Source organism: Streptomyces sp. NPDC060049 (assembly GCF_042736715.1).
Classification (GTDB): domain Bacteria; phylum Actinomycetota; class Actinomycetes; order Streptomycetales; family Streptomycetaceae; genus Streptomyces.
On the sequence record NZ_JBHWVV010000001.1, the window covers coordinates 400,537 to 423,426 of the forward strand.

Annotated in this window: 22 protein-coding genes; 12 read left to right on the forward strand and 10 right to left on the reverse strand. The window is 73.2% G+C overall.

Going from position 1 to position 22,890, the window contains the following annotated elements; translation table 11 throughout:
• Positions 1-16: 16 nt before the first annotated feature.
• Complete coding sequence (locus ACFWBY_RS01810; RefSeq protein ID WP_385330707.1) at positions 17-1,000, reverse strand: DUF5937 family protein; 984 nt, start codon at positions 998-1,000, stop codon at positions 17-19.
• Positions 1,001-1,081: 81 nt separating this feature from the next.
• On the opposite strand from ACFWBY_RS01810, the gene ACFWBY_RS01815 reads away from it, so the two are divergent.
• Positions 1,082-2,272 carry an MFS transporter gene (locus ACFWBY_RS01815; RefSeq protein ID WP_385330705.1) on the forward strand — a complete coding sequence of 397 codons (1,191 nt, stop codon included), beginning with the start codon at positions 1,082-1,084 and terminating at the stop codon, positions 2,270-2,272.
• Between the two features lie 36 nt (positions 2,273-2,308).
• Here ACFWBY_RS01815 and ACFWBY_RS01820 read toward each other — a convergent pair whose 3' ends face one another.
• Together ACFWBY_RS01820 and ACFWBY_RS01825 are read right to left on the reverse strand one after the other, a co-directional pair.
• Complete coding sequence (locus ACFWBY_RS01820) at positions 2,309-4,807, reverse strand: HAD-IC family P-type ATPase (RefSeq protein ID WP_385330703.1); 2,499 nt, start codon at positions 4,805-4,807, stop codon at positions 2,309-2,311.
• A gap of 162 nt (positions 4,808-4,969) precedes the next feature.
• Complete coding sequence (locus tag ACFWBY_RS01825) at positions 4,970-5,269, reverse strand: DUF2530 domain-containing protein (protein ID WP_385330700.1); 300 nt, start codon at positions 5,267-5,269, stop codon at positions 4,970-4,972.
• Positions 5,270-5,398: 129 nt separating this feature from the next.
• Between ACFWBY_RS01825 and ACFWBY_RS01830 the strand changes: the two genes are divergently transcribed.
• The gene (locus ACFWBY_RS01830) at positions 5,399-6,856 is read left to right on the forward strand and encodes an NCS2 family permease (RefSeq protein WP_385330697.1); all 1,458 of its coding nucleotides are present in this window, start codon (positions 5,399-5,401) and stop codon (positions 6,854-6,856) included.
• 30 nt (positions 6,857-6,886) lie between these two features.
• Here ACFWBY_RS01830 and ACFWBY_RS01835 read toward each other — a convergent pair whose 3' ends face one another.
• Positions 6,887-7,069, reverse strand: a complete 183-nt coding sequence (locus ACFWBY_RS01835; RefSeq protein ID WP_031146958.1) for a hypothetical protein — start codon at positions 7,067-7,069, stop codon at positions 6,887-6,889.
• A gap of 120 nt (positions 7,070-7,189) precedes the next feature.
• On the opposite strand from ACFWBY_RS01835, the gene ACFWBY_RS01840 reads away from it, so the two are divergent.
• The 3 genes from ACFWBY_RS01840 (at position 7,190) to thpR (ending at position 9,658) form a co-directional block, all read left to right on the forward strand.
• Positions 7,190-7,627 (forward strand): MarR family winged helix-turn-helix transcriptional regulator, encoded by a 438-nt coding sequence (locus ACFWBY_RS01840; protein WP_385330693.1) that lies wholly within the window; start codon positions 7,190-7,192, stop codon positions 7,625-7,627.
• Positions 7,628-7,649: 22 nt separating this feature from the next.
• Entirely contained in the window at positions 7,650-8,996 is a 1,347-nt protein-coding gene (locus tag ACFWBY_RS01845) for an MFS transporter (RefSeq protein WP_385330690.1), read from the forward strand.
• 71 nt (positions 8,997-9,067) lie between these two features.
• Positions 9,068-9,658, forward strand: a complete 591-nt coding sequence (gene thpR, locus ACFWBY_RS01850) for an RNA 2',3'-cyclic phosphodiesterase (protein WP_385330687.1) — start codon at positions 9,068-9,070, stop codon at positions 9,656-9,658.
• 119 nt (positions 9,659-9,777) lie between these two features.
• Here the strand turns inward: thpR and ACFWBY_RS01855 are convergent, their stop codons facing one another.
• Together ACFWBY_RS01855 and ACFWBY_RS01860 are read right to left on the reverse strand one after the other, a co-directional pair.
• Entirely contained in the window at positions 9,778-10,767 is a 990-nt protein-coding gene (locus ACFWBY_RS01855) for an aldo/keto reductase (RefSeq protein ID WP_385330684.1), read from the reverse strand.
• Positions 10,768-10,826: 59 nt separating this feature from the next.
• The gene (locus ACFWBY_RS01860) at positions 10,827-11,531 is read right to left on the reverse strand and encodes a GDSL-type esterase/lipase family protein (protein WP_385330681.1); all 705 of its coding nucleotides are present in this window, start codon (positions 11,529-11,531) and stop codon (positions 10,827-10,829) included.
• Positions 11,532-11,607: 76 nt separating this feature from the next.
• On the opposite strand from ACFWBY_RS01860, the gene ACFWBY_RS01865 reads away from it, so the two are divergent.
• Positions 11,608-12,651: a WD40 repeat domain-containing protein gene (locus ACFWBY_RS01865; protein WP_385330679.1), complete on the forward strand. Its 1,044-nt coding sequence runs from the start codon at positions 11,608-11,610 to the stop codon at positions 12,649-12,651.
• Between the two features lie 355 nt (positions 12,652-13,006).
• Here the strand turns inward: ACFWBY_RS01865 and ACFWBY_RS01870 are convergent, their stop codons facing one another.
• On the reverse strand, positions 13,007-13,915 hold the full coding sequence (locus ACFWBY_RS01870) for a DUF3027 domain-containing protein (RefSeq protein ID WP_385330676.1): 909 nt from the start codon (positions 13,913-13,915) through the stop codon (positions 13,007-13,009).
• A gap of 327 nt (positions 13,916-14,242) precedes the next feature.
• Between ACFWBY_RS01870 and ACFWBY_RS01875 the strand changes: the two genes are divergently transcribed.
• From ACFWBY_RS01875 to ACFWBY_RS01890, 4 genes are all read left to right on the forward strand, one after another.
• Positions 14,243-15,622 (forward strand): MFS transporter, encoded by a 1,380-nt coding sequence (locus ACFWBY_RS01875; RefSeq protein ID WP_385330673.1) that lies wholly within the window; start codon positions 14,243-14,245, stop codon positions 15,620-15,622.
• 68 nt (positions 15,623-15,690) lie between these two features.
• Entirely contained in the window at positions 15,691-16,176 is a 486-nt protein-coding gene (locus ACFWBY_RS01880) for a DUF2771 domain-containing protein (RefSeq protein WP_385330670.1), read from the forward strand.
• A 13-nt stretch (positions 16,177-16,189) separates the two neighbouring features.
• Positions 16,190-16,915, forward strand: coding sequence for a futalosine hydrolase (locus tag ACFWBY_RS01885; RefSeq protein ID WP_385330667.1), 726 nt, complete (start codon positions 16,190-16,192; stop codon positions 16,913-16,915).
• On the forward strand, positions 16,912-17,766 hold the full coding sequence (locus ACFWBY_RS01890; protein WP_385330664.1) for a 1,4-dihydroxy-6-naphthoate synthase: 855 nt from the start codon (positions 16,912-16,914) through the stop codon (positions 17,764-17,766). The genes ACFWBY_RS01885 and ACFWBY_RS01890 overlap by 4 nt, the downstream gene beginning before the upstream one ends.
• 56 nt (positions 17,767-17,822) lie before the next feature.
• On the opposite strand, the gene ACFWBY_RS01895 is transcribed toward ACFWBY_RS01890, so the two are convergent.
• A complete protein-coding gene (locus tag ACFWBY_RS01895) occupies positions 17,823-18,206 on the reverse strand; it encodes a cold-shock protein (RefSeq protein ID WP_112451574.1) in 384 nt (127 codons plus the stop codon).
• Between the two features lie 143 nt (positions 18,207-18,349).
• Between ACFWBY_RS01895 and ACFWBY_RS01900 the strand changes: the two genes are divergently transcribed.
• Complete coding sequence (locus ACFWBY_RS01900) at positions 18,350-18,646, forward strand: hypothetical protein (protein WP_385330661.1); 297 nt, start codon at positions 18,350-18,352, stop codon at positions 18,644-18,646.
• Between the two features lie 31 nt (positions 18,647-18,677).
• Here ACFWBY_RS01900 and ACFWBY_RS01905 read toward each other — a convergent pair whose 3' ends face one another.
• Both ACFWBY_RS01905 and ACFWBY_RS01910 read right to left on the reverse strand, forming a co-directional pair.
• The gene (locus ACFWBY_RS01905) at positions 18,678-19,307 is read right to left on the reverse strand and encodes an HAD family hydrolase (protein ID WP_385330659.1); all 630 of its coding nucleotides are present in this window, start codon (positions 19,305-19,307) and stop codon (positions 18,678-18,680) included.
• 110 nt (positions 19,308-19,417) lie between these two features.
• Positions 19,418-20,311: a hypothetical protein gene (locus ACFWBY_RS01910; protein WP_385330656.1), complete on the reverse strand. Its 894-nt coding sequence runs from the start codon at positions 20,309-20,311 to the stop codon at positions 19,418-19,420.
• A gap of 86 nt (positions 20,312-20,397) precedes the next feature.
• On the opposite strand from ACFWBY_RS01910, the gene ACFWBY_RS01915 reads away from it, so the two are divergent.
• Positions 20,398-22,887 (forward strand): helicase-associated domain-containing protein, encoded by a 2,490-nt coding sequence (locus tag ACFWBY_RS01915; protein WP_385330654.1) that lies wholly within the window; start codon positions 20,398-20,400, stop codon positions 22,885-22,887.
• Positions 22,888-22,890: the final 3 nt, after the last annotated feature.

The window sequence follows — 22,890 nt, forward strand, 5'->3', positions numbered from 1 at the left end:
GCAGGCCGGCCCGGGGTCAGCCCACCGGGGTCAGGAGTGCGTCCGCCACGGCCGTGCGGGCGTAGAGGACCGAGCGGCCTGTGCGGTGGCCGGTGACCAGGCCCGCGTTGCGCAGTGCCGTGAGGTGCTGGGAGACCGCGGCGGCGGAAAGGCCGCTGTGGCGTGCCAGTTGCGTGGTGGATGCCGGCGTGTCGAGCTCGGCGAGGAGCAGTGCCCGGGAGCGGCCCAGTACGGCGGCGACCGCGGCGGAGGCCTCGGTGGTCCGCGGCTCCCACAGGGTGCCGATGCCCCGTGCGGGGTAGGCGAGTTGGGGCGGCTCGGGCGCCACCGAGCGGGTCAGCACGCGGGGCCACGCGAAGGCCGAGGGCACCAGCAGGAGGCCGGAGCCCGTGCTGTCGCGGGTCAGCGCGCAGTGCCGGCGGACCAGGCGCAGGGTTCCGGCGTCCCAGCTGACGGAGTCGTGGAGCTCGTTCAGGACGTGGGCGGAGCCGTGCTCGGCGACTTGCCGGGCGCGGTGGAAGACGTCCGCTTCGAGGAGTTGGCGGATGCGGGGCCAGTAGGGCGCGAGGGCGAGTTCCCAGTAGGTCTCGATCTCGGCGGCGACCTTCTCCAGCGCGGCCTCCGGCTCCTCGTGGAGCAGTCTGAGGCGGGGCGCGGGGCGGGACTTGGCCGCGAGGGCGGCGAGGTCCGAGCGCACCTGCTCCGGGGTGCTGCGGCGGATGGCCGCCAGTTCGGCGGTCAGCTGCGGGAAGGGGCCTGCGGGAGTCGGGTTGAGGAAGTCCGCGAGGTAGCCGGCGCCGGGGATCAGGGCGGCGAGCCAGCCCCGGTCGAGGCCCGCGCGCCGCAGCCGGGGCCTTACCTGCGCGGCCCAGCGGCGGTGCAGGGGCGGTTCGGTCTCCTCGCGCAGGAGCCGGAAGCTGGTGACGACCTCCCACATCGGGGACACCGCGAAGCGGGTCTGTGCCAGGTCCGCCGTGGAGAAAGCCAATCGTGATTCCATGTTCCCGCCCCCGTCGGCCCGTTGGATTCGGCTCCAGCTTAATCAATAGGATGCCGAAGGGGTCGGGCGCAAGCTCCTCACATGCTCTCCTCCTTCCGTGGACTCCCGCCCACCGTGTGGACCCTCTTCGCCGGCACGATCGTCAACCGGCTCGGCCACCTCGTCACCCCGTTCCTGGTCTTCCTCCTCGCCGACCGCGGCATCACCGGTTCCGGCATCTCCTACGTCCTGGGCGCACTGGGGGCCGGCAACCTGCTCGGCCCGGCGGTCGGCGGGCTGCTCGCCGACCGGATCGGCCGCCGCCCGACCATGCTGATCGGGCTCGTCGGCTCCGCCGTCGCGCAGGGCGCGCTGTTCCTGGCCCCGGGCATCTGGACGATGGCCGCCGCGGCGCTGATGCTCAGCGCCGCCGGAGCGATCGTCCCGCCCGCCGCCTACGCGCTGATGGCCGACGCGGTGGACACCGGGTGGCGCCGGCAGGCGTACGCGCTGTTCGGCTGGGGCGTCAACATCGGTACGGCCGTCGCCGGAGTGCTCGGCGGCTTCCTGGCCGCTCACGGCTACTGGCTGCTCTTCGCGGTCGACGCCGGCACGGCGCTCGTCTACGCGGCCGTCGTCGCGGCCCGGCTGCGCGAACCGGCCCGCACCCCGGCCGCCGCCTCGGACAAGGCCGGCCTGGGCTACGGGGTCGTCCTGCGCGACCGGCTGCTGCTCGCCCTGCTCCCGCTCCTCGGGATCCAGCTGTTCGTGTACTCGCTGACCGAGGTGGCACTGCCGCTGGCCGTGCGCGACAGCGGGCTCTCGCCCGCCGTGTACGGAGGGCTGGCGGCGGTCAACGCCGTACTGGTCGTGGGTCTCCAGCCGTTCGTCACCTCCCGGCTGGCGCACCTGCCGCAGCTGCCGGTGCAGGCCGCGGGCAGCGCGCTGATCGCCGCCGGTGTCGCGGCGACCGGGCTCGCGGACTCCCTCTTCGGGTACGTCGTCTCGGTGGCGCTCTGGTCGCTCGGCGAGGTCGTCGTGGCCGGCATCGCGGCCGCCGTGGTGGCCGACCTGGCGCCGGCCGCGGCCCGCGGCCGCTACCAGGGCGCCTTCAGCTGGACCTGGGGCCTCGCCCGCTTCAGCGCCCTCACCCTGGGCGTGGCCCTCTACACCGGCGTCGGCGCCGCCGCCCTGTGGTGGGGCGCCCTCGCCGCCGGCCTCCTCGCCGCGGTCGCCATGCTGGGCCTTCGTGCCCGGATCGCGGCCCGTACGGAGCACGCGCTGGCGGCCTGACGGCCGCGGCGGCCCGGAGCCCGGCGGCGCCGTGGGCTACACCGGGAACCTGCGGTCCACCCAGCGGAACGTGAACTCGATCAGGGTGGCCGCCGCGGCGGCGATGGCCACGGCGGTCCACGGCATCACGGCTCCCTGCAGCTTCAGCTGGAAGAAGTCCTGGAGCCACGGCACGACGAGGACGATCAGGAACGCCCCGCCCATCGCGCCGACCAGGGCGACCCTCCACCACGTGTAGGGGCGGGCGATGATCACCAGGACCCACATCGAGGTCAGGAACAGCGCGAGCGTGGCGGCGCTGGTCTCCGCCTTGAGGGCGTCGGGGCCGGTGTAGTAGTGGCGGGCGACGACGTACGTGACGAAGGTGGCGACGGCCGCGATGACTCCGCCGGGGATGGCGTAGCGCATCACGCGTTTCACGAAGTGGGGCTTGGCCCGCTCCTTGTTCGGCGCGAGGGCCAGGAAGAAGGCCGGGATGCCGATGGTCAGCGTGGACAGGAGCGTCAGGTGGCGCGGGAGGAACGGGTACTCGACCTGGGAGCAGACCACCAGGACGGCCAGCAGCACCGAGTAGACCGTCTTGGTGAGGAAGAGGGTGGCGACGCGGGTGATGTTGCCGATGACGCGGCGGCCCTCGGCGACCACCGAGGGCAGGGTGGAGAAGCTGTTGTTGAGCAGGACGATCTGCGCGACGGCCCGGGTGGCCTCCGAGCCGGAGCCCATCGAGACGCCGATGTCGGCGTCCTTGAGCGCGAGGACGTCGTTGACCCCGTCGCCGGTCATCGCGACCGTGTGGCCCCTGGACTGGAGTGCGGCGACCATGTCGCGCTTCTGCTGCGGGGTGACGCGGCCGAAGACGGCGTTCTCGTCGAGGACCTGGGCCATCTCGGCTTGACCCGTGGGCAGTCCCCGGGCGTCGACGGTGTTCTCCGCGCCCGGAAGGCCCAGCTTGCCCGCGACCGCGCCGACCGAGACCGCGTTGTCGCCGGAGATGACCTTGGCCTTGACGTCCTGGTCCTCGAAGTAGCGCAGGGTGTCGGCGGCGTCGGGGCGCAGCCGCTGCTCCAGGACGATCAGGGCGGTCGGCCTGACCCCGGTGGCGACGGCCGGGTCGTCGAGTTCGAGGGGGGCGCGGGCCAGCAGGAGGACCCGTAGGCCCTGCTCGTTGAGGGCGTCGATCTCCTCCAGGGCCGGGTCGCCGGCCGGGAGCAGCACGTCGGGGGCGCCGAGCAGCCAGGTGTTGTTCTCGCCGTCGCCCTCGCTGAAGCTGGCGCCGCTGTACTTGCGGGCGGAGGAGAAGGGCAGCGACTCGGTGCAGCGCCACTCGGCGCTGTCCGGGTAGGCGTCGATGATCGCCTGGAGGCTGGCGTTGGGGCGGGGGTCGCTCTCGCCGAGCGCGCCGAGCACCTTCTTGACGTACCCGGTTTCCGCGCCGCCGAGCGGGCGGCACTCGGTGACGTCCATGCCCCCCTCGGTGAGGGTGCCGGTCTTGTCGAGGCAGACCACGTCGACGCGGGCGAGCCCCTCGATGGCGGGCAGCTCCTGGACCAGGCACTGCTTGCGGCCGAGCCGGATGACGCCGATGGCGAAGGCGACCGAGGTGAGGAGGACCAGGCCTTCGGGGATCATCGGGACGATGCCGCCGACGGTCCGGGCGACGGCGTCCTTGAAGTTGTTGTCCTTGACGATCAGCTGGCTGACGATCAGGCCGATGGAGGTCGGGATCATCATCCAGGTGACGTACTTGAGGATGGTGGAGATGCCGGAGCGCAGCTCGGACGCGACGAGCGTGAAGCGGGAGGCCTCTTCGGCCAGCTGGGCGGCGTAGGCCTCGCGGCCGACCTTCGTGGCGGTGAAGGCGCCGCCGCCGGCGACGACGAACGAGCCGGACATGACCTGGTCGCCGGGCTTCTTCAGGACGGGGTCGGCCTCGCCGGTCAGGAGGGATTCGTCGATCTCCAGCCCGTCGGCCTCGCCCACGAGCCCGTCGACGACGACCTTGTCGCCGGGGCCGAGCTCGATGACGTCGCCCAGGACGATCTCGGAGGTGGAGATCTCGGCGGTCCGGGCGTCGCGGCGGACGCTGGGTTTGGCCTCTCCGATGACGGCGAGGCCGTCGAGGGTCTTCTTGGCGCGCAGCTCCTGGATGATGCCGATGCCGGTGTTCGCGATGATCACGAAGCCGAAGAGGCTGTCCTGGATCGGCGCGACGAGGAGCATGACCACCCACAGGACGCCGATGATGGCGTTGAACCGGGTGAAGACGTTTCCGCGGACGATGTCCGGGAGGGAACGGCTGCTGCGGACGGGTACGTCGTTGACCTCTCCGCGCGCGACGCGTTCGGCGACTTCGGCGGTGCTGAGCCCGGCGGGCTTGAACCTGGGCGCGGGCGGCTTGACCGGGTGTACGGGGTCGAGCTCCGCGCCCGCGTCGATGGTGGTCCCGGCGGCCGTGCCACTGCCGACACCGCTGCTCCCGCCACCGCTACCGCCCGGCTCCGGGCCGTCCGCTTCGATCCGTGCCCGCTGCGTCATGCTTTCGACGGTAAAGGGCGATCCGGTGCTTCACCCGCCGAGCAAGCCGAAGATCCGACTTGGGGATGAGCCGAATCCTCCGCTGGTATCCCTCCGCGGCCGCCGGTGCGGCCCGGAAGGGCTAGGCCGTCTCTTTCGCCCGGCAAGATCCGAAAGAAACGCTTAGGTCGTCTCGCCCGGGGCGCTGCCGGCGGCGGGCGCGGGCGGCTCCGCCGGTTCGGCCGCGTGGCGCTTGAGGGCGGCGTCGCGGCCTCGGACGTACCAGAGGCCGATCAGGCCGAGGACCCCGCCGGCCGCGCAGGTCCAGACCCACCACAGCAGGTCCCGGTCCGCGAACCACCCGTAGAAGGGGAGCTGGCAGACGAAGAGGGCGAACCACAGGATCGTGCCGCCCATGACGGTGCCGACGACGGGACCCTCAAGGGGCTCGGGGGCCTCGTGCTGCGCAGTCCATTTCGCCATGGGGCCAAGTCTAGGCCGGTCGACGGAAGGTCTACGCGCGGAGATAGACGCCCCTTCGTTCATGTGTTCATACTGAAACGGCTTGGGCTTGGCCCGTTTTCATCGTAGGAACCACCCATTGAGGACCGCATGAGCACGTCGGCCCCCGCCCCCTCGTCCACCTCCCCGGAGCCTTCCCCGCCAGGATCGGCCTCCGGAGTGGACCGCTACTTCAAGATCTCCGAGCGCGGCTCGACCTTCGGCCGCGAGATCCGTGGCGGCTTCGCCACCTTCTTCGCGATGGCCTACATCATCGTGCTGAACCCGATCATCCTCGGCAGCGCGAAGGACATGTACGGCAACCAGCTCGACGGCGGCCAGCTCGTGACCGCGACCGTGCTGACGGCCGCCTTCTCCACCCTCCTCATGGGTGTCATCGGCAACGTCCCGATCGCGCTGGCGGCCGGCCTCGGCGTCAACACCGTCGTCGCGCTGCAGCTCGCACCGCGCATGAGCTGGCCCGACGCCATGGGCATGGTGGTCCTGGCCGGCTTCGTGGTGATGCTGCTGGTCGCCACCGGCCTGCGCGAGCGCGTCATGAACGCCGTCCCGCTCGGCCTGCGCAAGGGCATCGCGATCGGCATCGGCCTGTTCATCCTGCTGATCGGCCTGGTCGACGCGGGCTTCGTCACGCGCATCCCCGACCTCGCGCACACCACGGTCCCGCTCCAGCTCGGCATCAACGGCCACCTGCACGGCTGGCCCGTCCTGATCTTCGTGATCGGCGTACTGCTCACGCTGACCCTGATCATCCGCAAGACGCCCGGCGCGATCCTGATCTCCATCGTGGTCATGACCCTCGCCGCCCTCGGCGTCCAGCTGATCGCCCAGCTCCCCGACTCCGCCTGGGGCCTGACCGTCCCGGAGTGGCCGGGCAACCCGGTGGCCGCGCCCGACTTCGGGCTCGTCGGCCAGGTCAGCCTCTTCGGCGGCTTCGGCAAGGTCGGCGTGCTGACCGGCGTCCTCTTCGTCTTCACCGTGCTGCTGTCCTGCTTCTTCGACGCGATGGGGACCATCCTGGGCGTCGGCGACGAGGCGAAGCTCACGAAGCCGGACGGCTCCTTCCCCGGCATCAACCGGGTCCTGTTCGTCGACGGCCTGGCCGTCGCCTCGGGCGGCGCGACCTCCTCCTCGGCCACGACCTGCTTCGTGGAGTCCACGGCGGGCGTCGGCGAGGGAGCCCGTACGGGCTTGGCCAACGTCGTGACCGGCGGCCTCTTCACCGTGGCGCTGTTCCTCACCCCGCTGGCCACCATGGTCCCGTCGCAGGCGGCCACCCCCGCACTGGTGGCGGTCGGCTTCCTGATCATGGCCGGATCGGTCAGGGACATCGACTGGGACGACTTCACGATCGCCGTCCCGGCCTTCCTGGCCATGGTGATGATGCCGTTCACCTACTCGATCACCAACGGCATCGGCATCGGCTTCGTGTCCTTCGCCGTCCTGCGGCTGGCGACCGGCCGGGGCCGCGACGTCCCGGTGGCCATGTACGTGGTCTCGGCGGTCTTCGTCTTCTACTACGCGATGCCGGCTCTGGGCCTCACGTAGCCCCGGCCGCCACACCGCGAGGAGCCGGGCTCACGTGAGCCCGTAGAACTTCTCCGTCTCGTCGACGGCCGCCTTGAAGCGTTCGTCGAAATCGTCGCGAATGAGCGTCCGGACCACATAGTCCTGGACGCTCATTCCGCGTTTGGCTGCATGAGTCCGGAGCCTTTCGAGGAGCTCCCCGTCTATGCGCATGCTCAGCACATGTGTCCCCATGGCGAAAGAGTCGGGGCACGGGGCGGGGACGCGTGTCACTTTTAGGAGCCGTCTCACCCTTACGAGTGACGCCGCCTCCTCGGTTTTCCTTAGGAAGAGTAATGAGTTACTCTAAAGAACATGCGTGACCTTTCCCATGGCGGCGACGCCGCAGCCGTGAACGACCTCCGCTCAGCCGTCATGCGGCTGGGCCGGCGCCTCAAGCACCAGCGCGTCGACGAATCGCTGAGCCCGACCGAGATGTCGGTGCTCGGCACACTCGCCCGCTGCGGCCAGGCCACCCCCGGTGAGCTGGCCCGGCGCGAGCACGTACAGCCGCCCTCGATGACCCGCATCGTCGCGCTGCTGGAGGCAAAGGGACTGGTCACGCTGGAACCGCACCCCGACGACCGCCGCCAGAAGGTGGTCCGCCAGACGGAGGAGGCCGAGGCGATGCTCGAAGAGAGCCGCCGCAAGCGCAACGCCTTCCTGGCCGGGCTCGCGGCCGAGCTGACCGAGGACGAATGGGCCAAGCTGCGCGAAGCGGCGCCCGTCCTGGACAAGCTCGCGCACCTATAGGACGACACCAGGAGGCGAACCTTTGAGTACGGGACCCGGAGCAGACTCCGCCCCCGGCCACATACCCACCACGACGCGCGCCGCCGGGCGCGCCCCGGGCAAGAACTCGATGTTCAGCTCGCTGAGGATCCGGAACTACCGGCTCTTCGCCACGGGACAGGTCGTCTCGAACACCGGTACCTGGATGCAGCGCATCGCCCAGGACTGGCTCGTCCTCTCCCTGACCGGATCCGCGTCCGCCGTCGGCATCACCATCGCGCTGCAGTTCCTGCCGATGCTGCTGTTCGGCCTCTACGGAGGCGTACTCGCCGACCGGCTCCCCAAGCGGACCCTGCTGCTGTGCACCCAGACCGCGATGGGCCTCACCGGTATCGCGCTCGCCGCCCTCACCCTCGCCGGCCACGTCCAGGTCTGGCACGTCTACCTCGCGGCCTTCCTGCTCGGCCTGGTCACCGTCGTGGACAACCCGGCCCGCCAGACCTTCGTCTCCGAGATGGTCGGCAAGGAGCAGCTCGCCAACGCCGTCAGCCTGAACTCGGCCAACTTCCAGTCCGCGCGGCTGGTCGGCCCGGCGATCGCCGGCGTCCTCATCACCGCCGTCGGCTCCGGCTGGGCATTCCTGCTGAACGGCCTCTCGTTCGCGGCCCCCATCGCCGGCCTGCTGCTGATGCGGGCGCACGAGCTGCACCCGGTCGAGGTCCAGCCGCGCGCCAAGGGACAGCTGCGCGAAGGCCTGCGCTACGTCGCCGGCCGGCCCGAGCTGATCTGGCCCATCGTGCTGGTCGGATTCATCGGCACCTTCGGCTTCAACTTCCCGATCTGGCTGTCCGCCTTCGTCAGCGACGTCTTCCACGGGGACGCGGGCACCTACGGCCTGTTCAACACGCTCATCGCGGCGGGTTCCCTCGCGGGCGCGCTGCTGGCGGCCCGCCGGGGCCACTCCCGGCTGCGGCTGCTGGTCGCGGCCGCCGCGCTCTTCTCCGTACTCCTGCTGGTGACGGCCTTCGCACCCGGCTTCTGGCTGTTCGCGGCGCTGCTCGTCCCGATCGGCGTGTTCGGGCTGACGGTCAACGTCACGGCCAACTCCAGCGTGCAGATGGCGACGGACCCGGAGATGCGCGGTCGGGTGATGGCCCTTTTCATGATGGTCTTCACCGGCGGCACCCCGATCGGCGCCCCGCTCGTCGGCTGGATCACGGACACCTACGGCGCGCGGACCGGCATGGCGGCCGGCGGCGCCGTGTCCCTGGTCGCGGCCGTGACGATCGGCATCGTCCTGTCCCGCGTCGGCAACCTCCGCCTCAGCGTGAACCGCCGGGGCGTGACCTTCGTCCCGTCGGACCGCGGCCACCTCGTCACGGCCGCCTGACCCCGGGCGGGGCCGCCCATGCCCTCCGAGCAAGGGCGGCCCCGCCCGGGCAGCCCGGCTAGTCTCGGTCCATGAGACTGTTCGCAGCCGTCATCCCGCCCGAGGCGGCCGTCGCGGAACTGGCCGAGGCCGTGCACGGACTGCGCGACGACCGGATGCGCTGGACCGCGGAGGCGGGCTGGCACTTCACCCTCGCCTTCATGGGCGAGGTCGGCGACGAGCTCCTGCCCGAACTGCACGCCCGCCTCGCCCGCGCGGCGGCCCGCTCCGCGCCCTTCACGCTGCGGATCCACGGCTCCGGCCACTTCGGCCACCGCTCGCTGTGGGCGGGCGCCGCCGGAGACCTCGACGCCCTGCGGATGCTGGCCGAGCGGGCGGACGCCGCCGCGCGCCGCTCCGGGGTGCCGATGGACCAGCACCACCGGTACACGCCCCACCTCACCCTCGGCCGGCTCCGCGACGAGGCCGACGACGTGCGGCCCTACTGCGAGCAGCTGGCCTCCTTCGAGGGCACCGCCTGGCGGGTCGGCGAACTCAGCCTGGTCCGCAGCAACCTGCCCACCAGCGGCGTCCCGGGCGAGCAGCCCCGCTACGAGGTCGTCGGCGCCTGGGAACTGGCAGAGCCCGCCCCTCCGTACGAGGAGCGGGCCCGGTCGCGTTAGGCTCGACGGGTGGATCCCAAGACCAGAAACCGCGTCATGGCGGGCGTTCTCGTGCTGATGTTCGTCGTCGTAGCCGTGGCCGCCGCCGTCGGACAGTAGGGAACGGGGCCAGCCCGGAGTCACCAGGCGAACGCCTCCGGAGCCGGTCCCGGCCCCGGGAAGACCTCCTCCAGGCCGTCCAGCACCTCCTGCGACAGCTCCAGCTCCACCGCGCGCAGCGCGGACGCGAGCTGCTCCGGCGTACGCGGTCCGACGATGGGGCCGGTGACCCCGGGCCGGGTCAGCAGCCAGGCCAAGGCGACCTCGCCGGGCTCCAGGCCGTGCTTGTCCAGCAGGTCCTCGTACGCCTGCACCTGTGCCCGTACGGTGCTGTTCGCCAGCGCGTCCGCCGAGCGGCCGGTGGCCGTGCGCCCCGACTCCGCCGACTTGCGGATGGCACCGCCGAGCAGGCCGCCGTGCAGCGGGGACCACGGGATGACGCCGAGCCCGTACGCCTCGGCCGCCGGGACGACCTCCATCTCGGCACGCCGCTCGGCGAGGTTGTAGAGGCACTGCTCACTGACGAGGCCGAGCCGCCCGGAACGCGCCGCGGCCTCGTTGGCCTGGGCGATCTTCCAGCCGGGGAAGTTCGAGGACCCCGCGTAAAGGATCTTGCCCTGCTGGATCAGGACCTCGACGGCCTGCCAGATCTCCTCGAAGGGGGTGTTCCGGTCGACGTGGTGGAACTGGTAGAGGTCGATGTAGTCGGTCTGGAGCCGCTTGAGGCTGGCGTCGACGGCCCGCCGGATGTTCAGCGCCGACAGGCGGTCGAAGTTGGGCCACGGGTCGCCCTCGGCGGCCATGCTGCCGTAGACCTTGGTGGCGAGGACCGTCTTCTCGCGGCGCCCGCCGCCCTGGCCGAACCAGGTTCCGATGATCTCCTCGGTGCGGCCCTTGTTCTCACCCCACCCATACACATTGGCCGTGTCGAAGAAGTTGATGCCGGCGTCGAGGGCCGTGTCCATGAGGGCGTGGCTCTCGGGCTCCCCGGTCTGGGGGCCGAAGTTCATGGTGCCGAGGACAAGTCGGCTGACCTTGAGGCCGGTGCGTCCGAGCTGCGTGTACTTCATGGGGCACTAGCCAACTGCTTGGAGTGCGCTCGAAGCAAGACCCGCCGGTGAAGGGCGTGTTACGGGTCCTGCCGGTCGTCGCGCTGCGCGCGGTACGGGCCGCCGATGCCCCACGCCTGGTGCAGGACCGCCGCGAACTCCCCCGCAAGCCGGTGCTCGCCCGAGGCGTTGGGGTGCGTGCCGTCGTAGGTGTCGAGGTGCAACTCGTACGCGTCCGGGCGCGCGGCCAGCAGGATCGGCGACGCGGGGGTCGACAGGTCGGCGACGGCCTTCGCGAGCAGCTCGTTGAAGAGCGCGACCTGCGCCGCGAAGGGCGCGTCGTCCTGGGCCCGGACGTTGGGGATGACCGGCATCAGGACCATCCGGATCCCGGGCCGGGCGGCTCGCGCCTCGGCGATGAAGCGCCGGGCGTTGACGGCGGTGCCCTCGGCGGCGGTGTAGAAGCCCAGGTCTATGAGCCCGAGGGAGACGAGCAGCACGTCGGCCCTGCCCGCGCTGACGGCCGGCCCGATGAGCGGCGCCATGTGCTGCCAGCCCTCGCCCCAGCCGGCCAGGTGACGGCGGGCGTGTTCGGGGAAGCCGGCATCGGCGTACTCGTGGCTGACCGGCGCGTCCGCGAAGGTGTCGTAGAGCTCGCTGCGGGGACCGACGATCCGGTACGGGCCGCCGAAGGTCGCGTTGAGGTGCTGCCACATCCGGTAGCGCCAGGTGTAGTCGCCGGCGCGTCCGATGGTCATGGAGTCGCCGACGAACATGAAACGCATCCGGTCATCATCGCGGATCACGCGACCGGAACCCCTGTGATGCCGGACACGCCGTGCGGGCTGGCAGGCTTGGGGCATGCGCCTGCGCCTGCTTCCGTCGACCGCCGCCGTTGCCGTTGTCGCCGCCTCCGGCTTCGCCCTCGCCCCCACGGCCCTCGCGGCCGCCCCGCGGACCCCGGTGAGCCCGGTCGCCGCGGGCCCGGGCGCGTCCGGGTTCACCATCACCGACCCCCGGATCAAGGAGTCGAGCGGGCTCGCGGCCAGCCGGATCCACCCGGGCGTGTACTGGACGCACAACGACAGCGACGACGGCCCGTACGTGTACGCCGTGGACTCGGCGACCGGGAAGACGGTCTCGCGGATCACGCTGACGGGCATCGGCAAGCCCCGGGACGTCGAGGCGGTCTCCCTGGGGCCGGACGGACAGCTGTACGTCGGCGACATCGGGGACAACCTCGGAGGCTCCTGGAACCACGTGTGGATCTACCGCTTCCCCGAACCGAAGACCCTCGGGGACCTGACCCTCAAGGCCGAGCAGTTCACGGTGAAGTACGCGGACGGGCCGCGCAACGCGGAGGCCCTGATGGTCCATCCCGTGACCGGGCGGGTGTACATCGCGAGCAAGGACGAGCGGGCGGGCGGGCTCTACGAGGGCCCGGCGACGCTGTCGGTGTCCGGGACGAACACCTTCCGGCGGATCGGCGACGTGCCGTGGGTCACCGACGGGGCGTTCTCCCCGGACGGGGGACGGCTCGCGCTGCGCGGATACCTGTGGGCCAAGACGTACCCGTGGAAGGACGGCCGGCCGGCCGGGGACGGGGAGCAGGTGGCCGCGCCGTGGCAGGGGCAGGCGGAGTCGGTGACGTACACGTCGGACGGGTCGACGCTGATGTTCGGGGCGGAGGGGGTGGGCAGCCGGGTGGTGGCGGTCCCGGTGGCCCCGGCGGCCGCCTCGTCCCCGGCCCCGTCGGCCCCGGCCGCGCCCGGCGGCCCGGGCGCCGCCCCGCCCGCCGCGCCCGAGGGCGGGAGCTTCGGCAAGGCCGCGCTGGTCCTGGTGGTGGCGACGGGCCTGACCCTGACCGCGAAGCGGATCCTGCGGCGGCGGCCCCCGAGGCGCTGACTTCGGCGGGCCCGGACGCCCGTACGCGGCGGGCCCGTACTCCCGCACGTGGCAGGGACGGACGCCCGTACCGGCGGGGCCCGGACGCGCGCACGCGGCGGCCCCGTACTCCCGCACGTGGCGGCCCCGGACGCCCGCACGCGGCGGCCCCGGACGCCCGTACGCGGCCGCGGCGAGGCCCCCGGTGCGCCGATGGGCACCGGCAACTCCCCCCGGCCCACAGCGGCGTTCGCGCCGGGAGGGGGAGCCCGCGCCGGTGCCGGATCACGGCCGGCGGCACGCTCCCCGGGCGGACCCGCACCCGCGGGTCACCCGGCCGGGCGAACGAACCCCGGGGCGAGGGCCGGCAAAGAGCCTAGGAGTGGCCGAGGTCGGGAGCCAGGACGTCCGTCGTCGGGACCGAACCCGAGTCGGTGGCGGGGCGCAGGAGGAACTCGTCCGAGGCCATCGAGTCCAGCACCGGCGGCGCGGGCCGCGGCGGCTTCGGCATCACCGCGGCCTCCGAGTGGCCGCCGCATCCGTAGGACAACGAGACCAGATGGCCGTCCGCCGGCCCGAACTCGTTCGCGCAGATGCCGAAGGCCTGGCCCAGGGAGCCGCCGATCGCGACGAGGAAGCCGCACGAGACGCACGAGGCCGGCGCGGCCTGCGCCATCGGGGTCTTCGCGCCGAAGGACTCGTCCCAGCGGTCGGCCGCGCTGTGCAGCCCGTAGCGGGAGAGCACGCGCGCCCGGCGCATGCCCAGTTCCTCGGCGACCGAGGTGATGGAGCCGCGCACGGGGACGACCGCGCGGTCCGTGACGTCGGCGTCCTCCGCCTCGACCAGTTCGGCCATCTCGGTGGAGACCACCGAGTTCGGCGGCGGCGCGTCCTCGCCCGACCAGCCCGGCTCCAGCCGCAGGTCCTCGGCGTCCGTCGGGAGCAGGTCGCCGGGACCCATGTCCCCGGGCCGCAGCCGCTCGCTCCACGGCACCCACTCGGGGGCCAGCAGGGCGTCGTCGCCGGGCAGCAGCACCGTTTCGTCGAGGGTGACGTTCTTCGCCCGGGACGCTCGCGTCACGGTCACGGCCCAGCGCCAGCCCCGGTAGCCGGGGTCCTTGCACTCGAAGAAGTGGGTGACGACCCTGTCGCCCTCCGCGACCGCGGACAGGTGCTCTCCCACCACTCCGGGCGCGGCGGCTTCCTCGGCCGCCCCGCGGGCGAGGTCTACCGCCTCGACGCACAGGCGGTCGGGGGTACGGCTTCGCGTCGTCGCAGCACTCACAGGTCTCGTTCTCTCCTACGCCGTCTCACGAGTGCGCCGTCCGTACTTGTCGTCCACAACGACCCGTCGGCTGTCCCTACGTAGCGCGGGCGGAGCGGACCAGAGGGCCGCGTCGACGTCCGCGCCCGATCGGGTTCCAAGGCGCACCTACCTGCGATCCATTCTGCGGGATCGCGAAGAGGCGCGCGGCCAGGAGCAGCCGCCGGTGGCGCGCTACGCACGCTACCTCCTCCGGCGCCTTCGGCCCACATGCAAGGTCCGATTCGCGGACAACCCCACTACCGGCCACCTCCCCGCAACGCGCCGGGACGGGTTCCGGGGGGCCGAGTGGGGCACTATGGCCACGTGGCACCCGTACGGTCGTCCGACGACGGCTCGGGACCGGCCAGGCGGGCCGGCCGGGCCGTCGGGCGTGCCCTGCACCTGCCGTTCACCGGTACGGCGCGCGGGATCCGGCGGGCCACCCACGCGCACGGGGCGGGCGAATCGGGCCTCGGCAAACTGATCGAGCTGCACGCGATCAACGGCGCGGGTGACGTGATGATCACAGTCGCGCTCGCCTCCACCGTCTTCTTCTCCGTCCCCACCGACGAGGCACGCGGCCGAGTGGCCCTGTACCTCGCCATCACGATGGCTCCCTTCACCCTCCTGGCTCCGGTGATCGGGCCGCTGCTGGACCGGCTGCCGCACGGACGGCGGGCCGCGATGGCCGCGGCGATGTTCTCGCGGGCGCTGCTCGCGTTGATGATGTCGGGCGCGGTGGCCACCGGCGGGCTGGAGCTCTACCCGGCGGCGCTCGGGGTGCTGGTCGCCTCCAAGGCCTACGGGGTGGTGCGCAGCGCCGTGGTGCCGAGGCTCCTCCCGCCGGACTTCTCACTCGTCAAGGCGAACTCCCGGGTCACCCTGGCCGGCCTGCTGGCCACGGGCGCCGCCGCGCCCGTGGGCGCCGCCCTGCACGCGATCGGCGCGCCGTGGCCGCTGTACGGGGCGTGCGTGATCTTCATCTGGGGCACCTTCGCGGCGTTCACGCTCCCCCACAAGGTCGACGAGGCGAAGGGCGAGCGGCGGGCCCGGCTGTCGACGCACGAGGCCCACTCGAAGCGGCCGGGGCTGCGGACGGTCAGCCGGCCGGTGCTGTGCGGGCTGCTGGCGAACGCCTCGATGCGCGGGCTGTCCGGGTTCCTGATCTTCTTCCTGGCGTTCCTGCTGCGCGAGCACCCGCTCGCCGGGCAGAGCGCGGCCGTGTCGCTGGGCATCGTCGGCGTCTCGGCGGGCGTCGGCAACGCGTGCGGAACCGCCGCCGGGGCCTGGCTCCGGGCCCGCGCGCCCGAGGTGATCATCGCTGCCGTCCTGTGCCTGACCCTCGCGGTCGCCGTCCTCGCGGCGGTCTTCTTCAGCGGGCTGTTCATGGCCGTCCTGGGCGCGACCGCCGGCTTCTGCCAGGCCCTGGCCAAGCTCTCGCTGGACGCGATGATCCAGCGCGACGTGCCCGAGGCCGTGCGCACTTCGGCTTTCGCCCGTTCGGAGACCCTGCTCCAAGTGGCGTGGGTCCTCGGCGGCGCGATCGGCATCGCCCTCCCGCTGAACGGCGTTCTGGGCATGTCCGTCGCCGCCGCCATGGTCGCCCTGGGCACGACCATGGCCCTGCGCGGCCTCATGGCCGCTCCCCGCCACCACCAGACCCCGTCCCGTCCGCGCGTGGCCTGAAACGACGGAAGCCACACCGTAGGACCCCGTGCAGCGGTGCGGCGCACCGGCCCGATAGCCTTCGGCTCATGACCGCACAGCTTTTCTCGGGTAGGGGCCGCCGCAGCGTCGCGGCCCTCGGAGCCGTATCCGCCGGCCTCCTCCTCCTCTCCGCCTGTGACAAGCCGACGCCGCTGGCGACCGTGACGGTCGGCACCTCGTCGGTGTCCGCCGAAGCCGCCTGCCGCGACGGCAAGGAGCTCACGGCCGACAAGGTCCAGGAGTGCTTCGCCGATCTGAAGAACGCCAAGACCATCGAGTACGGCCGCGGCGACACCCTTCGCCTGGGTGTCGAGCCCGAGGTCGTCGAGGACGGCAAGAAGTGGCAGGCGGTCCTGGACGGCCAGCAGATCACCGAGCCGTCCAGCAACACCTACGACAGCTTCCCCGGCGCCGACCTCTTCCTCACCGGCGGCCAGGGCGAGGCCCCGGCCTCGAAGAAGCTCAACATCGTCCAGGTCTCCGAGGACGGCAAGCCCCTCGCCGTCTGGGCCTTCAACATCAAGCTCAAGTAAGCACGTACCCACGGTGCGCGCGCTCATCGTGACGGCGGTGGCGGCGGAGGCGGACTCCGTCGCCGGCGGCCTGCCCGGTGCGGTCCCCCATCCGGACCACACCCCCGGCTCCGAGCCGCGCGCCCTCCCCGGTGGCTACCTCATCCACCACCGGGGAGCCTTCGACGTCCTCGTCGCCGGAGTCGGCCCGGCCGCCGCGGCCGCCGGGACCGCGACCGCCCTGGCGCTCGCGCCCGGCGGCGGCTACGGACTGGTGGTCTCCGCCGGCATCGGCGGCGGGTTCGCGCCCGCCGCCCCGCTCGGCTCCCTCGTGGTCGCCGACGCCATCGTCGCCGCCGACCTGGGGGCCGAGACCCCGCAGGGCTTCCTGCCCGTCGCGGAACTCGGCTTCGGCCGCAGCGTGCACCTGCCTCCGGCGGAGCTCGCCGCCCGGGCCGCCGAGGCGACCGGGGCGCTGCTGGCGCCCGTCCTGACCGTGTCCACCGTCACCGGCACCGCCGAGCGCGCCGCGGCTCTCGCCGCCCGGCATCCGCTCGCCGGGGCCGAGGCCATGGAGGGCTTCGGAGTCGCGGAGGCCGCCGCCGCGCACGGGCTGCCCGTCCTGGAGGTCCGTGCCGTCTCCAACGCCGTGGGGCCCCGCGACCGCGCCGCCTGGCGGATCGGCGACGCGCTGGGGGCACTGGCCGACGGCTTCCGCGCGCTGGGACCCGTACTCGACGCTTGGGAAGGCCCCTCGTGAACGCCGTGAAGCCGTTGCAGATCGCCTACTCTCCCTGCCCGAACGACACCTTCGTCTTCGACGCCTGGGCGCACGGCCGCGTACCGGGCGCACCCGCACTCGACGTCACCTTCGCGGACATCGACATCACCAACGGCATGGCCGAGCGCGGTGAGCTGGACGTCCTGAAGGTCTCGTACGCCGTGCTGCCGTGGGTGCTGGAGGAGTACGCCCTGCTGCCCTGCGGCGGCGCGCTCGGCCGCGGCTGCGGACCGCTGGTCCTGACGCGCGAGCCCGGGCTCGAGCTGGCCGGCAAGACGGTCGCGGTCCCGAGCGAACGCTCCACCGCCTACCTGCTGTTCCGCCTGTGGGCCGCCGACGTGCTGCCGGCCGGGGGCGTCGGCAAGGTGGTCGTGCTGCCGTTCCACGAGATCATGCCGGCCGTGCGCGACGGCCGTGTGGACGCCGGACTGGTCATCCACGAGGCCCGGTTCACCTATCAGGACTACGGGCTGCACTGCCTGGCCGACATGGGCGAGCACTGGGAGTCCACGACCGGCCTGCCGATCCCGCTCGGCGCGATCATCGCCAAGCGCTCACTGGGCGCGGACACGCTGCGCGCGCTCGCCGAGTCCGCCCGTACCTCGGTCCGGATGGCCTGGGACGACCCCGAGGCATCGCGCCCCTACGTACGCGCGCACGCGCAGGAGCTGGACCCGGCCGTCGCCGCCCAGCACATCGGGCTGTACGTCAACGAGTTCACGGCCGGCCTCGGCGACGCCGGTTACGCGGCCGTGCGCGGGCTTCTGACGCGGGCGGCGGCGGAGGGTCTGGTTCCGGCCATCGCCCCCGGCGCGCTCGACTTCCCGTAGGACATGAGCGTGCCCCGGCTCCCTCCCGGGGGCCGGGGCACGGTCGTACCGCCTGGTCAGACGTCCATCTGGTCGGCCACCGCGCGCAGCATGTCGGCGATCTTCGAGCCGTGCGCCTTGTCGGGGTAGCGGCCCCGCTCCAGCTGCTGCGTGACGTTCTCCAGCAGGGTCGTCAGGTCCTGCACGATCGAGGCGAGCTCGTCCGGCTTGCGCCGCTGAGCCGCCGCGACGGAGGGTGCCGGATCCAGGACGATCACCGAAAGTGCCTGGTCACCGCGTTGCCCGGCGACGACGCCGAACTCGACGCGCTGACCGGGCTTGAGCGCGTCCACCCCGGCGGGGAGCACCGAGGAGTGGACGAAGACGTCGCCGCCGTCGTCGCGGGAGAGGAAGCCGAAGCCCTTCTCGCTGTTGAACCATTTGACCTTGCCGGTAGGCACGTCCGTCCTCTGTCCTTGTGCTCGTCGGGTGTGGAGCGGGTCACCGACCCGCACCTCTCAGGCTAATCGTCAGGATCCGGGGAACAAGACGTTCCCCGGTCCTTCGCGGATGACCGCTCCGGCCAGGGAACTACCCTGGCCGGGTGACTGTTACTCCTCAGCCCGAGCACGCGGACGCCGTCCGCGCCACCGCCCCTGCGGGCGACCCCGACGCGGCCCGCCCCGGCGACGCGCTCGTCAAGGCCGGCGGCATCGTCTTCATCGTCGGCGCCGTCGCCACGCTCGCCACGATGGCCCCGCTGTTCATGGACACCGACCCGTTCCCGTCGTACGCGTGGGCCGTGTGCATGCTCATGGGCGTCGGCTTCGCCATCTCGGCGGCGGGCGTGGTGCGCTCGGCGGCCGCGCAGCGCACGGCCGCCCGCGCGTCGCAGGCCTAGGCCGGGCTTCCCCGTTTAGCCGGCCGGTCGGTTACGCGGTCCGCGTGCGGGCGTACCGCGCGAGCCAGGCCGGCAGCTCGGTGAGGTCCGCGAGGACCACGTCGGCGCCCGCCTCCCGCAGCTCGGGTTCCGGGCACGGGCCGGTCGGGACCGTCACCGACAGGGCTCCGGCCGCGCGTGCGCCCCGTACGTCTCCCACGTGGTCGCCGACGTAGACCTGGGCGCCGTACTCGCGCAGGGCGCCCGCCTTGGCTTCCGCCCACAGCCAGCCGACGACGGCGTCGGGCTTGATGCCCAGGTGGTCCAGGTGCAGGCGGGCGTTGGGCTCGTGCTTGGCGGTGACGACGATCGTGCGGCCGCCGAGCGCCCGGACCGCCTCGACCGCCTCGCGGGCTCCGGGCATCGCCGTGGTCGGCCCGATGGCGTGTGTGGGATAGATCTCCCGGTAGCGGTCGGCCACGGCGGGTATCTCCGCCTCCGCGAACCAGTGCGCAAGCTCCTGTTCCAGCGGGGGACCGAGGCGCGAGACGGCCGCGTCGGCGTCGATGAACGTGCCCGTCTCGGCGGAAAGCGCCTGGAAGGCGGCCCTGATGCCCGGCCGCGAGTCGATGAGGGTCATGTCGAGGTCGAATCCGACGGTCAGCAGCGTTTCGGAGCTCATACGCCCATTGTGTGCGGCGTTCCCGGCGAGCCGGTAGCTGCGGCGCCGCCCTCAGGGTCGTCCCGTGCCCCCGTCGGCGCCCGGACACCTCCCGTCCGGCCCGGGGGCCGTCAGGAGGGCCGGCGGCGCGAGCGCCAGAGGAGGTACAGCGCGGAGGCCAGCGCGGCCCCCCGCGCGAGCCACGGGAGCATGTCGTGGAAGACGGAGCCCAAGCCCTCGTCCGTCAGCGGGGAACCCCAGCGCCCGTTCAGCCGCCCCCACAGCCACACGACCGCCGAGGCGAACACCGCCCCCGGCAGCCCGAAGACGACCCACTTTCGCTCCGAAGGGCCCAGCACGCGGGAGGCGTACGCGAGCAGCCAGCCCGCGGCGAGCAGCAGCCAGTACCCGGAGGCCGCGCCGACGGCCAACGCGGCCGCAGCGAGCAGCAGGAAGGCGTGCGGCTTCGCCTTCGGGGCCGCCGGGACGTCCGCCACGGCGCGGGCCTCGGCCTTCGCGCGCCGCCGCTCCCGCAGGTGGCCCAGGAGCGTGCGCCGCTCCGCCGGTTCCTCCCCGGCCGCGGCCGGGTCGGCCGCCGCGGCCTCCGGCTTCTCGAACAGCTCCGGGATCTCGATCCCGCCCGCGAAACCCTCCACCGAGGACTCCGGTGCGACCCGCCACCAGTCGGGCTCCATCACCTCGCCCTTGCCGAGTTCGTCGATCCCGGCCAGGTGCGGCGGCGCGGCCCCCCGCTGCGCCGGCACGGCGGGAGTCCGCTCGGGGGGCGGCGGCGCGCCCGCCGCCGACAGCGTGCCGACGACCTCCTCCGGCGTGCCGATCCGCTCCAGGATGCGCCGGACCGCCGCCGGCGTCTCGGGCTCGTACTTCGCCCGCCGCCGGTCGATCTCGTCCCGCAGCCCGGAAACCAGCCGCATCCGGTCCCCGGACGACAGCTGCCGGCGCTGCGCCAAGTCCCCTACCCGGCTCAGATATTCGTAGACCAGATGGTCGCTCTCGATGCCCACGCCCCGGCTCCTCCCGTACCGCCTGATGCGAAGGTAGCGCGTGCGCCCGTGGAGCTGCCGAGGGCGCAGCGGATACCGTTGACCGGATGGGGACCGGCCGACTGACCGGCCGACGCGACCAGGAGGCGACGACCGTGCCTGACCCGAGCACCGCGGGAAGCGCTCCGCGCTCCCTCGCCGAAGCGCTGCGCGCCCGTGACGACGCCGGGCTCGCCGCCCTGCTGCACGCCCGTCCGGACCTGCTGAGCCCGGTGCCCGGGGACGTGACCCAGCTGGCCACGCGGGCCGGGACCCGGGCATCGGTGGTGCGCGCGCTGGACCGCCTCGACCGGTTCGCCCTGCAGTGCGCCGAAGCCCTCGCGGTGGCCCCGGAACCCTGCCCGTACCCGGTGCTGGAATCGCTGCTCTCCGGCGACACGGGTACGACGTCCGGCGCGGACAACGGGGCCCGCTCCGAGCTCCCCCGGGCCCTGGGCACCCTGCGCGAGCAGGCCCTCGTATGGGGCGACGAGCAGCGGCTGCGCCTGGTGCGAACCGCCCGCGAGCTGCTCGCGCCCTCCGCGTCCCGGCCCTCGCCCACCGGGCTCGGCCCGACCGTCGCCGAAGCCACCGCCGGCATGTCGCCGACGCGGATCCAGGAGATCGTCTCCGCCGTCGGGCTGTCCGCGACGCACGACCCGGTGTCGGCGGTGACCGCGCTGACGGGCCTGTTCACGGACCCGGTGCGGATGTCGGCGCTGCTCGACGAGGCGCCGGCGGAGGCCCACCAGGTGCTCGGGCGGCTCGTGTGGGGGCCGCCGTACGGGGAGGTGACACCGAATCCGACGCCCCCGGTGCGCTGGCTGCGCGACCGCGGTCTGCTGCTGCCGGCGTCGGCTCGGACGGTGGTGCTGCCGCGCGAGGTGGCCCTGCACCTGCGCGGCGGGCTCGCGCACCGGGTGACGGAGCCGCTGCCCCCGGCCGTTCCCGTGCACCGCGAGCACCGTCCACAGCTTGTGGACGCGAACGCGGCCGGCCAGGCGCTGGCCGCGCTGTCGACCGTGGAGGAGCTGGTGAAGTCCTGGGAGTACGCCGGCCCCGCCGTGCTCCGGGCGGGCGGGCTCTCCGTACGGGACCTGAAGCGGGCTGCCGCCGTGCTGGACACCACCGAGCCGTCGGCGGCGTTCTGGATCGAACTCGCCTACGCCGCAGGCCTGTTGGCCAGCGACGGCGAGGCGGACGAGCGGTACGCACCGACCCCGGCCTTCGACGACTGGTGCGACCGGGCGCCCGCCGAGCGCTGGTCGGTGCTGGCGGCCGCCTGGCTGGCCGCCACCCGGACCGCCGGCCTGGTCGGCGAACAGGACGCGAAGGGCCGCACCTTGTCGACCCTCGGCCCGGAACTGGACCGCTCGGCCGCTCCCGAGGTGCGCCGCCGCGTCCTGCACCTGATCGCCGCCCTGCCCGAGGGCGGCTCCCCGGACCCGGCCGCGCTCCTGGCCCGGCTGTCGTGGGAGCGCCCGGTCCGCGGGACGAGCGAGCTGCGCGCCCGCCTCGCGCACTGGACGCTGACCGAGGCGGAGGTCCTCGGCGTCACCGGCCGGGGCGCCCTCGCCGCGCACGGCCGCGCCCTGCTGGAGGGCCGGGACCCGGCGCCGCTGCTCGCGCCGCTGCTGCCCGAGCCCGTGGACCACGTACTGCTCCAGGCCGACCTGACGGCGGTGGCCCCGGGGCCGCTGCGCCGACCGCTGGCCGACGTCCTGGCGGTCCTGGCCGACGTGGAGTCCAAGGGCGGTGCGACGGTGTACCGCTTCACGCCCGGGTCGGTGCGCCGCGCCCTGGACGCCGGCCACACCGCCGTCGACCTGCAGGCCTTCCTCACGGAGCACAGCCGCACGCCGGTGCCGCAGCCGCTGTCGTACCTGATCGACGACCAGGCCCGGCGCCACGGGCACCTGCGGGTCGGCGCGGCCTCCTCCTACGTGCGCTGCGACGACGACGGCATGCTGAACGAGATCCTGGCCGACAAGCGTTCGGCGGGCATGGGCCTGCGCCGTCTGGCGCCCACGGTGCTGGCCGCGCAGGCCGACCCGGCCGCGCTGCTCGACGGGTTGCGGGCCATGGGGTACGCGCCGGCCGCCGAGTCCCGTACCGGCGACGTCCTCGTCGGCCGTGCCGACGCGCACCGCACGCCCGCCCGCTCGGCACCCGCCCCGGTCCCGGAGGGGCCGCCGGTGCCGGACGCGACGCTGCTCGGGGCAGCCGTACGGGCGATCCGCGCGGGCGACATGGCGGCGACGGCGGTCCGCAAGGAGCCTTCCGCGGCGTCCTCCGGGACGGCCTCCGGCGCACCGGGCGCCCTCCCGCGCACCAGCGCGGCGGAGACCCTGGCGACGGTGCAGGCGGCCGCGTTGACCGGCTCGGCGGTGTGGATCGGCTACGTGAACGCCGACGGGGCCGCGAGCCAGCGCGTCATCGCGCCGGTGCGGGTGGAGGGCGGCTTCGTCACCGGGTACGACCACACGGCGGACGAGGTGCGGACGTACGCGCTGCACCGCATCACCGGGGTCGCGGAACTGGCGGAGGACCAGGTCTAGTCG